The sequence below is a fragment of the Burkholderia sp. BCC0097 genome, assembly GCF_902832985.1.
Classification (GTDB): domain Bacteria; phylum Pseudomonadota; class Gammaproteobacteria; order Burkholderiales; family Burkholderiaceae; genus Burkholderia; species Burkholderia orbicola.
The window spans coordinates 25935-38064 of sequence record NZ_CADFDM010000006.1 but is presented as its reverse complement, the minus strand read 5'-3'; the positions used below and the strand labels follow the sequence as shown (position 1 = coordinate 38064).

The window sequence follows — 12130 nt, the reverse complement described above, 5'->3', positions numbered from 1 at the left end:
GGCCGGACACGGCACAATCCGCGGATCCATTTCGTGCGCGACGCACGGTAGTTTTGTTCGAGGCCGGGCAGGCGCCAGCGCGCTCACTCCGGTCCATATACGGAGACACTCACATGGCAGCCAATCTCGCAGCCCGTCGGTGGTGGACGATCATGCCGATCGTCTTCATCACTTACAGCCTCGCTTACCTCGATCGCGCGAACTACGGGTTCGCGGCGGCGGCCGGCATCAACCAGGATCTCGGGATCAGCAAGGGCCTGTCGTCGCTGATCGGCGCGCTGTTCTTCCTCGGCTACTTCTTCTTCCAGATCCCTGGCGCGATCTACGCGGAACGCCGCAGCGTGAAGAAGCTCGTGTTCGTCAGCCTCGTGCTGTGGGGCGGCTGCGCGGCGCTGACCGGCGTGGTCAGCAACATCCCGTCGCTGATGGCGATCCGCTTCGTGCTGGGCATCGTCGAGGCGGCCGTGATGCCGGCGATGCTGATCTACATCAGCAACTGGTTCACGAAGAACGAGCGCTCGCGCGCGAACACGTTCCTGATCCTCGGCAACCCGGTCACCGTGCTGTGGATGTCGATCGTGTCGGGCTATCTCGTGCATGAATTCGGCTGGCGCCACATGTTCATCGCCGAAGGTGTGCCGGCCGTCATCTGGGCCGTGTGCTGGTGGTGCCTCGTGCAGGACAAGCCGGCCGATTCGCCGTGGCTCAGCGCGCAGGAAAAGCGCGACCTCGACGCCGCGCTCGCGGCCGAGCAGGCGGCGATCAAGCCGGTGCGCAACTATGGCGAGGCGTTCCGTTCGCCGGCCGTGATCAAGCTGTGCGCGCAGTATTTCTGCTGGAGCATCGGCGTGTACGGCTTCGTGCTGTGGCTGCCGTCGATCGTGAAGAACGGCTCCGACCTCGGGATGGTCGCGACCGGCTGGCTGTCCGCGCTGCCGTACCTCGCGGCGACGATCGCGATGCTCGCCGCGTCCTGGGCGTCCGACAAGGTCGGTTCGCGTCGCGGCTTCGTGTGGCCGTTCCTGCTGGTCGGCGCGGCCGCGTTCGCCGCGTCGTATGCGCTCGGTTCGTCGCATTTCTGGATTTCGTACGCGCTGCTGGTCGTCGCGGGCGCCGCGATGTATGCGCCGTACGGCCCGTTCTTCGCGATCGTGCCGGAACTGCTGCCGAAGAACGTCGCCGGCGGCGCGATGGCGCTGATCAACAGCATGGGCGCGCTCGGCTCGTTCGTCGGCTCGTACTTCGTCGGCTACCTGAACGGCGCGACCGGGTCGCCCGTCGCGTCGTACGCATTCATGAGCGCCGCGCTCGTCGCCGCGGTGATCCTCACGCTGTCCGTCAAACCCCAGGCGCGCGATGCGCATCCGCTCGCCGCGCCGCTGCAAGGAAAATGAAACGATGAAGCCCCGTATCGTCGCGTACAAGCCGCTGCCCGATGACGTTCTCGCGTACCTGCGCGAGCATGCGGACGTCGTGCAGGCCGACGGCGCCGACGCGCTCGCCGCCGCGCTCGGCGACGCGGACGGCGCGATCGGCGCGAGTCTGAAGGTCACGCCGCAGATGCTCGATCGCGCGCCGCGGCTGAAGGCGTGGTCGACGATTTCGGTCGGTTACGACAACTTCGACGTCGCCGATTTCACGCGGCGCGGCATCGTGCTCGCGCATACGCCGGACGTGCTGACCGAGTCGACGGCCGATACGGTGTTTTCGCTGATCCTGGCCTCCGCGCGGCGCGTGGTCGAACTGGCCGAATGGGTGAAGGCCGGCCACTGGCATCGCAGCATCGGCCCGGACCTGTACGGCACCGACGTGCAGGGCAAGACGCTCGGCATCGTCGGGCTCGGCCGGATCGGCGGCGCGGTCGCGCGCCGCGCGGCGCTCGGCTTCCGGATGCAGGTGCTGTACGCGAACCGGTCCGCGCATGCCGAGGCCGAGACGCAGTACGGCGCCCGGCGCGTGACGCTCGACGAGCTGCTCGCGCAGTCGGATTTCGTGTGCCTGCAGGTGCCGCTGTCGCCCGACACGCGCCACCTGATCGGCGCGCCCGAATTCGCGAAGATGAAGCGCGGCGCGATCCTGATCAACGCGTCGCGCGGGCCCGTGGTCGACGAAGCCGCGCTGGTCGACGCGCTGCGCGCGGGGACGATCCGCGGCGCGGGGCTCGACGTGTTCGAGAAGGAGCCGCTGCCGGCGGATTCGCCGCTGCTGCAGATGAAGAACGTCGTCGCGCTGCCGCATATCGGCTCGGCGACGCACGAGACGCGCCATGCGATGGCGCGCTGCGCCGCGGAAAACCTCGTCGGCGCGCTGGCCGGCACGCTGCGCACGAATCTCGTCAATCCGGATGCGCTGGCGCACGCCTGAGCCGCCTCCGGCAACCGGCCGACGCGGGTGCCGGCGCCGTTAGAGTCGATGATCTTGGTGCCGGAGGGCTGGCTGCGTTATGATCGCCCGCGCTCGTCGTATCGACGGCCGGCCACGCGGCCGGCGCGCGACGGGCATCCGCGCCAGCTCCGGTGCGGCCGACTGCCGTAGCACGCTGCTGGCGGGCGCGGTTCGACCGCGCGGCTCCGGGCCAGCGCAGGCGCCGACGCGCCAGGACAGGGGAGGCCGCCGGTTGGCTTACGTTTCCAACAACAAAGGTCCGTCTGCTCACGAAGCGGCGCGGATCGTACGTCGCGAGGCACGACAGTGACCGATACGCAACCTTCCACGACGCGTCCGGCGACGATCAGCGACGTCGCGCGCGAGGCCGGCACGGGCAAGACCAGCGTTTCGCGCTACCTGAACGGCGAGACGCACGTGCTGTCCGTCGATCTGCGCCAGCGGATCGAGGCGGCCATCGCGCGGCTCAACTATCGGCCGAACCAGATGGCGCGCGGGCTCAAGCGCGGCCGCAACCGGCTGCTCGGCATGCTCGCGGCCGACCTGACCAATCCTTACACCGTCGAAGTGCTGCAGGGCGTCGAGGCCGCGTGCCATGCGCTCGGCTACATGCCGCTCATCTGTCACGCGGCGAACGAAGTCGAGATGGAGCGCCGCTTCCTGCAGCTGCTCACGACCTACCGCGTCGAAGGGTTGATCGTCAACGCGCTCGGCGCCGAGGAAGACGTGCTGCGCCCGCTGCGCGGCGCCGGCATTCCGGCCGTGCTCGTCGACCGCACGGTCGAGGGCTTCGAGGCCGACCTGATCGGCCTCGACAACACCGAGGCGATCGAGACGGCGCTCGCGCACCTGGTCGAGCACGGTTTCGACGCGATCCATTTCGTCGTGCAGCCGTTCGAGCAGGTCAGCTCGCGGCGCGTGCGCGAGGCCGCGTTCCGCGCGGCGCTGGCCGCACGCGGGCTGCCGGTGCCGCCGACGGTCGTGCTCGACCTGAACGAACCCGACGCGGCCGCGGCGGCGCTCGCCGACGTCGATGCCCGCATCGACGATGCAGCCCGGCGCGGCGTGCGCGCGGCGCTGTTCGCCGCGAACGCGCCGGTCGCGCTGGCGATCGCGCGCCACCTGCGCGCGCGCTTCGGCGCCGCATGGCAGCAAAAGGCGGCGCTGCTGTCGATCGACGATCCGGAATGGGCCGAGCTGATCGGCATCACGACGATTCGTCAGCCAACCTACGAAATCGGCTACAAGGCCGTCGAATTCGTGCACGAGCGGATCGACGGCGCGGCGGGCGACGTGCGCGTCGCGATGCTGCCCGGCGAGTTGATTGCGCGCGCGTCGACCGCAAGCTGAGTATCATTCGGGGCACGCGGCGTGTCAGGTGCGCTGCTTCGAACCAAGGAAATACATGACTGTCGCTCCCGTCACGCTGGCGGCGCTGATCGCCGCCACGCTGATCATCGCGCTGCTGCCGCTCGTCCTCTACCGCATCCTGCGCAAGCCGCTTGCGCTCAACCGCCGCGACACGATCGTCGGCGTCACCGTCTTCACGCTGTTCGCGATGATCCTCGAGCGCGCGTTCCACGGGCTCGTGCTGAGCCACACGCCCGAGGACGGCTGGCTCACGCAGCCGCTCGCGTTCGTCGCGTATAGCGCGCTCGCGACCGCCGTGTTCGAGGAAGTCGGCCGCTATCTCGGGATGCGTTTTCTGAACCGCCGCTATGGCGCATCGGCCGGCGACGGTCGCGGGATCGGTTACGGAATCGGCCACGGCGGCGCCGAAGCGTGGTTCGTCGGCGTGCTCGTCTGGGGCCAGTGGTCGTATCTCGCGTGGCTCGCGAGCCGCGGCCAGCTCGAGACGCAGTTGTCCGACCTGCCGGTCGACACCGTGGTGCGGCTGCACATGATGCTCGCGACGCTGTCGGTCCAGTCGATCCTGCTGTTGCTGCTCGAGCGCTGCGCGGCGTTCGCGGTGCAACTGGCGCTGTCGGTGCTGGTGTGGCGGGGCGTGCGGGCCGGCCGGATGGCCGTGTTGCCGCTCGCGATCGTGCTGCATGCGCTCGCGGCGACGCCGACGCTGCTGTATCAAGTACGCGTGTTGCCGGCCGCGTGGGTCGAGGCCGCGTATGTCGCGCTGGCCGCGATCCTGGTGGTCGCGCTGGTGAAGGCGTGCCGGCCGTCGCGTGCTGCGGCCTGACGGGAGAGCACAATGGACGACTATCTGATCGAATGCCAGAGCGCGGAATTCGACGCGCTGGCGCGCGTGATCTGCGATCTGTTTCCGGAGCAGACGCGCTTCGCCGAAAGCAGCGACGAACGCGGGCGCTTCCTGTCCGTGCACTGGCTGGCGATGCGGTTCGGCGCGACGCCGAAGCGAATGACGCTCGACATCCGGATCGTGCCGGCCGCGCTCGCGCGCTACCTGGCGCTCAAGCCGATGCAGCGCGCGCGCAGCCATGCGGTGCTGCATGCGTATACGGAAGCGATGCTCGGCTCGCTCGAAGAGCGGCACGCGGCCGGCGAGGCCGTCGAGCGCGACGCGGCACTCGAACTCGACGAAGACTTTGCGTGAGCCGTGGCGCCGGCCTCGGCCGGCGCGGTGCGTCACGCGTTACGCGTCGCGGTAGACCTGCGCGAAGCGCTGCGCCTGCACGACGCCGTAGTCGCCGGGCGCGTATTGCATCACCCAGTCGCCGGCGGCGCCGCGCAGCGTGTCGCCGTTTTCCGAGCGGGCGATCGTAAACGCCTCGTCCATTCGGCGCGCGAGCACGACGGCCGGCCGGTTGCGGTAGGCGCCCGGCGTGCCGTGCGCGAGTGCCGGATCGGCGGGCAGGTATTTGGCGTCGAAGCGCGCGCGCGACACGACCCAGCGGTCGCCGGTCGAGCCGGTGATCAATGCGTCGCCCGCGACATAACGGTTCGGGCCTTCGAGGCTCATCAGTTCGCCGCCGGCGTCCGCGAAGGATACGGCGACGGTTTCGTCCTTGACGACGCGACGGGCCTGCGGATCGGTACGCAGATCGAGTTGCTTGAGTTCGAGCATGGCGGGGAAGGGCGGGAAAGCGGGAAAAGCCGGGAGCTTATCCCGAATTCGGCGCGCCGTGTGACGCGCCGGTCGCCGATCGCGGCGCCGTTCGACCCGGGCGGGCCGGTACGGCGCCGGCGGGGAGGGTCAGGGCTGCGCGGGTGCGCTTGCGGCCGGCGCGGCGGCTGCCTTGCCGTCCTTGCCCTTCGTCTTGCCCTTGCCACGGTGCTCGCCGCCGTGGTGCAGCCAGCTACGGAACGTCGTGTCGGCCAGCGCCTTCTGCTCGGCCGGGAAGCTCTCGTACAGCGGCGCGAACGCGTCGGCGAGCTTCTTCGCGCCGTCGGCGTTCGCCTGCGACAGTTCCGCGTACTGCTTCATGTCGTCGAGCGCGGACACGTCGTGCTTGGCCATCCGTTCGCCATAGAGGCGGCCCATCGTTGCGCCGTTCTCGCGCATCGTGTCGGCGAACGTCTTCCATTGCGGTTCCTGCGCCGACGTGATCTTCAACTGGTCGTGCAGGTACTTGATGCGCTGCTCGATGCGCGCTTCGTGGCGGGCCGCGCGCTGCTCGGCGCTCGGGGCCGACGCCGCGGCCGTCGCGGCCGGTGCCTGGGCGGGCGCTTGCGGCTGCGCCGGGGTTTGCGCGAATGCGCTGGCTGCAACGACGAGCGTAGCGAGGGTGAGCGAGATTTTCTTCATGGTTGGCTCTCCGGGGTGGTGTCTGGCGAGCGGGTCGCGGCGGCCATGGCCGCCAGCGCGCCTCTCGCATCGCCCGCTATTAGTAGCACGTTGCATGCAGCGCGGCAGTGAATGCGACACTTGCTTACATCCGATACGAATCGAAATCGAAGCTGCGAATCCGGGCCGTGCCGGTTGGGCGCGCCGGCGTTCGGCGCTATCATCGCGTCACTTTCCACTCCGCCGGCACATGGGTGCCGGCCCAGCGTCATGCGCCCACCCCGCCTCGACCAACTCGACGATCTCGACCGGCAACTCGTCGCGCTGCTGCAAGCCGATGCGCGCGCCAGCGTCGCGGATCTCGCGCGCCAGCTCGACGTGGCGCGCACGACGGTCGTCGCGCGCATCGCGCGGCTCGAACGTACCAACGTGATCGCCGGCTACAGCGTGCGGCTCGGGCAGGACGTGCTGGACGCCAGCATCTACGCGTACGTCGGCATCATCCTCACGCCGAAATTCGGCAAGGACGTATTGCGCAAGCTCGACCGGATGCCGGAAGTCCAACTGCTGTGCGCGGTGAGCGGCGAGTACGACTACGTCGCGTGGCTGCGCGCCGATTCGCCGGAACGGCTCAACGACCTGCTCGACCAGATCGGCACGCTCGAAGGCGTCGAGCGCACGACTACGTCGATCATCCTGTCGCGCAAGATCGACCGCGGGACGATCGGCGGCTGAGCCGTTGCATGCGGCACCGCACATGACGGACGGCGCATGCGCGGCGCCGGTTTCGTTGCGTCACGGGTGTCTGGATCAACGTCGGGCAGGTGCCCGCCCGCATTCGTATCGGCTTCGTTGTACCTCATGATCGGCATGAGTGCCCGTCGCCATCCTTCCGCGCACTTCGCGCGTCTCTGTCCCGAATCTCCTTTCCGTATTCCGCTTCGACCGGCGTGTAGCACGTGACACATGTGCGGCTCGTGCGTCAGGAGCCATGCCGTGCGTCCTCGTCTCCGTCGTTGCAATGCGCCACCGCCCACGGCCGGTTTGCGACAGCGCCTTGACGCGATTTTTAGATGAAATGGTCGTTTCGACCAAATGCATCGTCATAACGTCGAATTTATCGGTCGTTTCGCATCATTCTTCGTCTTGGAACTGATTTTGAGCGTCCCTAAACTGTGTTCATGGCTCGACGCCGTACACCAACACGAAACCCATCATCAGGAGATAAGCGCATGAAAATCGCCATCGTCGGCGCAGGTCTGATCGGCCACACCATTGCTCACATGCTGCGCGAAACGGGCGACTACGAAGTCGTCGCGTTCGACCGCGATGCGGATGCGCTCGCGAAGCTGTCGCGCGAAGGCATCGCGACGCAACGGGTCGATTCGGCCGACGCGAATGCGATTCGCGAAGCAGTGAAGGGCGTCGATGCGCTCGTCAACGCGCTGCCTTACTACCTCGCGGTCAACGTGGCCGCCGCCGCGAAGGCTGCCGGCGTTCACTACTTCGACCTGACCGAAGACGTGCGCGCCACCCACGCGATCCGCGAACTGGCCGACGGCTCCGACCGCGCGTTCATGCCGCAGTGCGGCCTTGCGCCGGGCTTCATCGGCATCGCCGCGCACGAGCTCGTGAACGGCTTCAGCGAAGTGCGCGACGTGAAGATGCGCGTCGGCGCGCTGCCCGAATATCCGACCAACGCGCTGAAGTACAACCTGACGTGGAGCGTCGACGGGTTGATCAACGAATACTGCCAGCCGTGCGAAGCGATCCGCGACGGCCGCAAGCAATGGGTGCAGCCGCTCGAAGGCCTCGAGCACTTCTCGCTCGACGGCACCGAATACGAAGCGTTCAACACGTCGGGCGGCCTCGGCACCCTGTGCGAGACGCTGTCGGGCAAGGTCGAGACGCTCGACTACAAGTCGGTGCGCTATCCGGGCCACCGCGAGCTCGTCCAGTTCCTGCTGGAAGACCTGCGCCTGTCGACCGATCGCGACACGCTGAAGTCGATCATGCGCCGCGCGGTGCCGTCGACGAAGCAGGACGTCGTGCTCGTGTTCGTCACGGTGACGGGCGTGAAGGACGGCCAACTGGTGCAGGACGTGTTCACGCGCAAGATCTTCGCGAAGGACGTGTGCGGGATGCACATGAGCGCGATCCAGATCACGACGGCCGGCGCGATGTGCGCGGTGCTGGATCTGTTCCGCGAGAAGAAGCTGCCGCAGAGCGGTTTCATCCCGCAGGAAAAGGTGTCGCTGAAGGCGTTCCTGTCGAACCGCTTCGGCAAGCTGTACGAAGGCGGCACGATGGAGCGCGTGCACGCGGTCGCCTGACCGTCATTTCAAGACCATTCGCCAGCCACTGGCACGAGGGCCGTACGACGCCGGGAGCGCAGCAGCGCTTCCGGCGTTGTTTTTTGCGGGAAGGGAAAGGGCGCCGGACGGCGCGGTCAGGCCGGCAGCGGCGGGACGATCGTTGCCGGTTGCGGCGGCGGCACGATGCGGTACAGCAGCGCGTCGACGTCCGCGTCGGGCGGCGCGGTGTTGTCGAACATCACGATGCCGTCGCATTCGTGGCCGGTCGGCACGAAGCGACGCTGCCGGTATTCGTCCCAGTGCGCGAGCTTGTACGCGTCGTTCGGGTTGGCGCGCGCGACGATCCGCTGGTGCGCGACGTCTTCCGACGTGTGGACCCAGACGACCGTCAGCGTGACGTCCGGCGCGATGCCGAGCCATGTGCGATCGAGGATGCGCCGGTCGCGCACTTCACGCGACAGCGGGCCGACGACGAGCGCGCCGATGCCGAGCGAGAGATTGTCGCGGGCCGTGTCGAGCAGGCCCTGGTATTCAGGATCGCGAAGATGTTTCAGGTAGAGCGGACTGTCGCGGTCGTTCGGATCGTCCGTGAGCGCGCCCATCGCGGCCGCGCTGTAGCGGCCGTACAGCGTGTCCTTGTCGAGCAGGCAGAACGCCTCGCCGGTCGCGCGCATCAGCGGCCCGATGAGCCGCTTCGCGAGCGTGGTCTTGCCGGTGCCGGCGTGACCGCAGAAGAACACCAGGTGCGTCACGAATACCGGCTCCCCGACCGCTGGCCCGACGTATCGCCGCGCTTGTCGCCGCGCGAGAACACTTCCGCTTCCAGCCACATCGCGTTGATGATGCCGAAGCCGAGCGCCACGCCGATGCCGAGTATCCACGAGAAATACCACATAGGTCTGTCTCCTTGACGGTTGGGCCGCACGGCCGTTGTGCGTCGCGCAACGCAGGCCCGGCGGGCCTGTAGAAGCGCCTCGACGCGCATGCTGCGGCGCACGCAGCCCGATCATGACCAATATCGGCGTGCCGCGCAAGCCGGGCCGTCCGTGCAGCAAACCGGTAAACTGATGCGCAAACCGCAACGTCACGGACACCATGCTGATCAATTGTGCTGCTTACCAGGACGGCCGCAAGCTGGCCGATATCGATATCGACGCCATCAGCGATTACGTGTCGAAGCCCGAATGCTTCGTGTGGGTCGCGCTGAAGGACCCGACGCCCGAGGAAATCGACCTGATGGGCGAGGAGTTCGGCTTGCACGAGCTGGCGCTCGAGGATGCCCGCAAAGGCCATCAGCGGCCGAAGATCGAGGAATACGGCGATTCGCTGTTCGCGGTGCTGCACACGGTCGAACTCGACGAGGACGACGAATTCAAGGTCGGCGAATTGAACGTATTCGTCGGCCCGAATTACGTGCTGTCGATCCGCAACCATACCGAGCACGATTTCCGCGACGTGCGCAAGCGTTGCGAGCGGGAGCCGCATCTGCTGCGGGAGGGTTCGGCGTTCGTGTTCTACGCGTTGATGGATCAGGTCGTCGACCGGTATTTCCCGATTCTCGAAACGCTCGGGGCCGAACTCGAGGAACTCGAGGACCGCATCTTCGCGAAGGCGACGCCGGCGTCGTCGCGCGCGATCATCGAGGATCTCTATTCGCTGAAGCGCCGGCTCGTGCTGCTGTACCAGCACACGGCGCCGCTGATGGAGCCGCTCGCGAAGCTCACCGGCGGCCGTGTGCCGCAGGTCTGCAGCGGGATGGCGGCTTATTTTCGCGATGTGTACGACCATCTGCAGCGGATCGTGAAGACGATCGAAGGGCGTCGCGAGATGGTCGTCACGGCAATCCAGGTCAACCTCGGGATGATTTCGCTCGCGGAGAACGAGGTGACCAAGCGGCTCGGCTCGTTCGCCGCGCTGTTCGCGATACCGACGATGATCGCCGGTATCTACGGGATGAACTTCGCGAACATGCCCGAGCTGCACCTGAAATACGGGTTCTACGGCTGCATCGCGGTGATGGCCATCGCCGACCTCGCGCTGTGGTGGCGTTTCAAGCGGGCGGGTTGGTTGTAGCCAGGCATCACGCCGGACGCGGCGCGTGCTTGCCGATCACGACGCGCCACGGCCGCACGCGCCACGATTTCACGAGGCCCTTCTGCACGTACGGATCGGCACGCGCGAACGATTCGGCCGCTTCCGGCGAATCGCCTTCGAACACGAGCACGGCCTGGTCGGCCGGGTCCGCCAGCGCACCGGCGAGCACGAGCTCGCCGCGCTCGGTCGCGGCCTGCGCGAGCGCCAGATGCTCCGCACGGAACGGCTCGCGCCGCGACAGGTAATCGTCGACGAGTTCGTAGATCAACTGGTAATGCATGATCGCTCCGGGTGTCGGTTTCCGCCGGAAGAGGGTGGGCGGCTGGCTCAGTATAGGGCAGCGGGAAAGTCGTTGGGGCGGGGTTTGCCGGTTGTGACGACGGGCATTCACGGGCTCGTTTTTTGAGCGACGCATCCCGGGCGGTATCCCGATATTCTTCCTGAAACGCAACTAACGGTCTAGTTTCTCAACGTCGGAAAATTAGCGGGCGCGACCGCGTTTTCCTTCGCACTGCCTGAAATCTGCCTGCAGAAAGAGGGGCCGCCAAGCGTATTCCGGGGCCGGATTCCGCATGTCGGCGAAGGCGGACGAAGGCCTTGAAAGCGAGCCGGGCCGGCTGCCGGGCCATGTGGGCGGGCGCTGCACGAGGGCATTTCCATTGGCCCGGAATGCGACCTATGCTGAACGAACCGGGAGCGAACGCCGTTCGCCCTTTTTGCCCGATTCGCCCAGACGAGGTGTGCCATGCCGGTCTCAGCCACCCTGCAGGATTGCCTGCGCCAGAAGTCATCGCGGTACGAAGTCGTGTACCACCCCTATAGTCATACGAGCATGGAGACGGCCGCCGCCGCGCATATTCCCGGCGATCGTCTCGCGAAAACCGTGCTTCTCGAGGACGCCGAAGGCTACGTCGCAGCCGTATTGCCGACGACGCATGCCGTGCGCCTGTCGGATCTCTGGGTGAAGACGGGGCGCCATCTCGTGCTCGCCCGGGAGGTCGAATTGCGCGAGCTGTTCAAGGATTGCGACATGGGCGCGCTGCCGCCGGTCTGCATGGCGTACGGGATGAAGACGTTTCTCGAGGAACGCCTGGCGCAGCAGCCGGAAGTCTATTTCGAGGCCGGCGATCATGAAGCGCTGATTCACATGATGCAGGACGAATTCCTGATGCTGATGGAGACGGCCGAGCGCGCGCATTTCTCGCACCGGATGCAGGGGATGATGCTGTCCTGAGCGATCCGGTCGTGTGTCGCTGAAGCATGCGCGGGCATTTTCCCCCGGGCTCGGTGAAGTGGCGATGCCCGTGCATGCAGAGAGGCGGACAACGCATTCCCGTGGTCGCAGCCTTATCCGTCGTCGGAAGATACGTTCGTTGTGCAGATCATTGCGAGAATCGGATCGTCGGAGAAGGTATCCCTATTTTGATGTGCAATCCTATTAAAGTAAAAAAAATTGACCGTACGGATATCGCCTGAACAGGACCCGCCCGCATGAAAGCGGTCAATCGGCTTCCATCCGCGCACGAGACAGCGAAGCGCATCCGGCAATGCTCATTTCGAAGTGCACCGATTCGGCGTGCTAGCACTAAATTGGTGATTATTCGAGATAGGCACTAAATCAGTGCGATAACCATAC

Annotated in this window: 14 protein-coding genes; 9 read left to right on the top strand and 5 right to left on the bottom strand. The window is 66.6% G+C overall.

Annotated features, from left to right (window positions below):
• The first annotated feature begins 113 nt into the window (after positions 1 to 113).
• The 5 genes from HWX07_RS20625 (at position 114) to HWX07_RS20605 (ending at position 4954) form a co-directional block, all read left to right on the top strand.
• On the top strand, positions 114 to 1394 hold the full coding sequence (locus tag HWX07_RS20625) for an MFS transporter (RefSeq protein ID WP_175877495.1): 1281 nt from the start codon (positions 114 to 116) through the stop codon (positions 1392 to 1394).
• Positions 1395 to 1398: 4 nt separating this feature from the next.
• Positions 1399 to 2364, top strand: coding sequence for a D-glycerate dehydrogenase (locus tag HWX07_RS20620; protein WP_011549756.1), 966 nt, complete (start codon positions 1399 to 1401; stop codon positions 2362 to 2364).
• 327 nt (positions 2365 to 2691) lie between these two features.
• Positions 2692 to 3735 (top strand): LacI family DNA-binding transcriptional regulator, encoded by a 1044-nt coding sequence (locus HWX07_RS20615; protein ID WP_175877494.1) that lies wholly within the window; start codon positions 2692 to 2694, stop codon positions 3733 to 3735.
• A gap of 55 nt (positions 3736 to 3790) precedes the next feature.
• Positions 3791 to 4579, top strand: coding sequence for a YhfC family glutamic-type intramembrane protease (locus tag HWX07_RS20610; protein ID WP_175877493.1), 789 nt, complete (start codon positions 3791 to 3793; stop codon positions 4577 to 4579).
• A gap of 12 nt (positions 4580 to 4591) precedes the next feature.
• Positions 4592 to 4954, top strand: a complete 363-nt coding sequence (locus HWX07_RS20605; protein ID WP_175877492.1) for a DUF3022 domain-containing protein — start codon at positions 4592 to 4594, stop codon at positions 4952 to 4954.
• 39 nt (positions 4955 to 4993) lie between these two features.
• Here HWX07_RS20605 and HWX07_RS20600 read toward each other — a convergent pair whose 3' ends face one another.
• Together HWX07_RS20600 and HWX07_RS20595 are read right to left on the bottom strand one after the other, a co-directional pair.
• On the bottom strand, positions 4994 to 5425 hold the full coding sequence (locus HWX07_RS20600) for a PGDYG domain-containing protein (RefSeq protein ID WP_175877491.1): 432 nt from the start codon (positions 5423 to 5425) through the stop codon (positions 4994 to 4996).
• A 129-nt stretch (positions 5426 to 5554) separates the two neighbouring features.
• On the bottom strand, positions 5555 to 6106 hold the full coding sequence (locus tag HWX07_RS20595) for a Spy/CpxP family protein refolding chaperone (RefSeq protein ID WP_175877490.1): 552 nt from the start codon (positions 6104 to 6106) through the stop codon (positions 5555 to 5557).
• Positions 6107 to 6355: 249 nt separating this feature from the next.
• On the opposite strand from HWX07_RS20595, the gene HWX07_RS20590 reads away from it, so the two are divergent.
• Both HWX07_RS20590 and HWX07_RS20585 read left to right on the top strand, forming a co-directional pair.
• Positions 6356 to 6820 carry an Lrp/AsnC family transcriptional regulator gene (locus HWX07_RS20590; RefSeq protein ID WP_006481526.1) on the top strand — a complete coding sequence of 155 codons (465 nt, stop codon included), beginning with the start codon at positions 6356 to 6358 and terminating at the stop codon, positions 6818 to 6820.
• A gap of 497 nt (positions 6821 to 7317) precedes the next feature.
• Positions 7318 to 8418: a saccharopine dehydrogenase C-terminal domain-containing protein gene (locus tag HWX07_RS20585; protein ID WP_175877489.1), complete on the top strand. Its 1101-nt coding sequence runs from the start codon at positions 7318 to 7320 to the stop codon at positions 8416 to 8418.
• Positions 8419 to 8534: 116 nt separating this feature from the next.
• Here the strand turns inward: HWX07_RS20585 and HWX07_RS20580 are convergent, their stop codons facing one another.
• The gene (locus tag HWX07_RS20580) at positions 8535 to 9152 is read right to left on the bottom strand and encodes an ATP-binding protein (protein WP_175877488.1); all 618 of its coding nucleotides are present in this window, start codon (positions 9150 to 9152) and stop codon (positions 8535 to 8537) included.
• A complete protein-coding gene (gene cydX, locus HWX07_RS20575) occupies positions 9149 to 9295 on the bottom strand; it encodes a cytochrome bd-I oxidase subunit CydX (protein ID WP_175877487.1) in 147 nt (48 codons plus the stop codon). The genes HWX07_RS20580 and cydX overlap by 4 nt, the downstream gene beginning before the upstream one ends.
• Positions 9296 to 9495: 200 nt before the next feature.
• On the opposite strand from cydX, the gene corA reads away from it, so the two are divergent.
• Positions 9496 to 10473 carry a magnesium/cobalt transporter CorA gene (corA, locus tag HWX07_RS20570; RefSeq protein WP_006475972.1) on the top strand — a complete coding sequence of 326 codons (978 nt, stop codon included), beginning with the start codon at positions 9496 to 9498 and terminating at the stop codon, positions 10471 to 10473.
• 7 nt (positions 10474 to 10480) lie between these two features.
• Here the strand turns inward: corA and HWX07_RS20565 are convergent, their stop codons facing one another.
• Entirely contained in the window at positions 10481 to 10774 is a 294-nt protein-coding gene (locus tag HWX07_RS20565; protein WP_175877486.1) for a YciI-like protein, read from the bottom strand.
• Positions 10775 to 11239: 465 nt separating this feature from the next.
• Here HWX07_RS20565 and HWX07_RS20560 point away from each other — a divergent pair, with 465 nt between their 5' ends.
• Positions 11240 to 11728, top strand: a complete 489-nt coding sequence (locus HWX07_RS20560; protein WP_059723782.1) for a YbaK/EbsC family protein — start codon at positions 11240 to 11242, stop codon at positions 11726 to 11728.
• Positions 11729 to 12130: the final 402 nt, after the last annotated feature.

Bases quoted from the DNA above. Each gene is read 5' to 3' on its own strand.
- corA (WP_006475972.1), top strand. From the start codon at position 9,496: ATGCTGATCAATTGTGCTGCTTACCAGGACGGCCGCAAGCTGGCCGAT.
- HWX07_RS20595 (WP_175877490.1), bottom strand. From the start codon at position 6,106: ATGAAGAAAATCTCGCTCACCCTCGCTACGCTCGTCGTTGCAGCCAGC.
- HWX07_RS20560 (WP_059723782.1), top strand. From the start codon at position 11,240: ATGCCGGTCTCAGCCACCCTGCAGGATTGCCTGCGCCAGAAGTCATCG.
- HWX07_RS20605 (WP_175877492.1), top strand. From the start codon at position 4,592: ATGGACGACTATCTGATCGAATGCCAGAGCGCGGAATTCGACGCGCTG.
- HWX07_RS20610 (WP_175877493.1), top strand. From the start codon at position 3,791: ATGACTGTCGCTCCCGTCACGCTGGCGGCGCTGATCGCCGCCACGCTG.
- HWX07_RS20620 (WP_011549756.1), top strand. From the start codon at position 1,399: ATGAAGCCCCGTATCGTCGCGTACAAGCCGCTGCCCGATGACGTTCTC.
- HWX07_RS20565 (WP_175877486.1), bottom strand. From the start codon at position 10,774: ATGCATTACCAGTTGATCTACGAACTCGTCGACGATTACCTGTCGCGG.
- HWX07_RS20590 (WP_006481526.1), top strand. From the start codon at position 6,356: ATGCGCCCACCCCGCCTCGACCAACTCGACGATCTCGACCGGCAACTC.
- HWX07_RS20585 (WP_175877489.1), top strand. From the start codon at position 7,318: ATGAAAATCGCCATCGTCGGCGCAGGTCTGATCGGCCACACCATTGCT.
- HWX07_RS20600 (WP_175877491.1), bottom strand. From the start codon at position 5,425: ATGCTCGAACTCAAGCAACTCGATCTGCGTACCGATCCGCAGGCCCGT.
- cydX (WP_175877487.1), bottom strand. From the start codon at position 9,295: ATGTGGTATTTCTCGTGGATACTCGGCATCGGCGTGGCGCTCGGCTTC.
- HWX07_RS20625 (WP_175877495.1), top strand. From the start codon at position 114: ATGGCAGCCAATCTCGCAGCCCGTCGGTGGTGGACGATCATGCCGATC.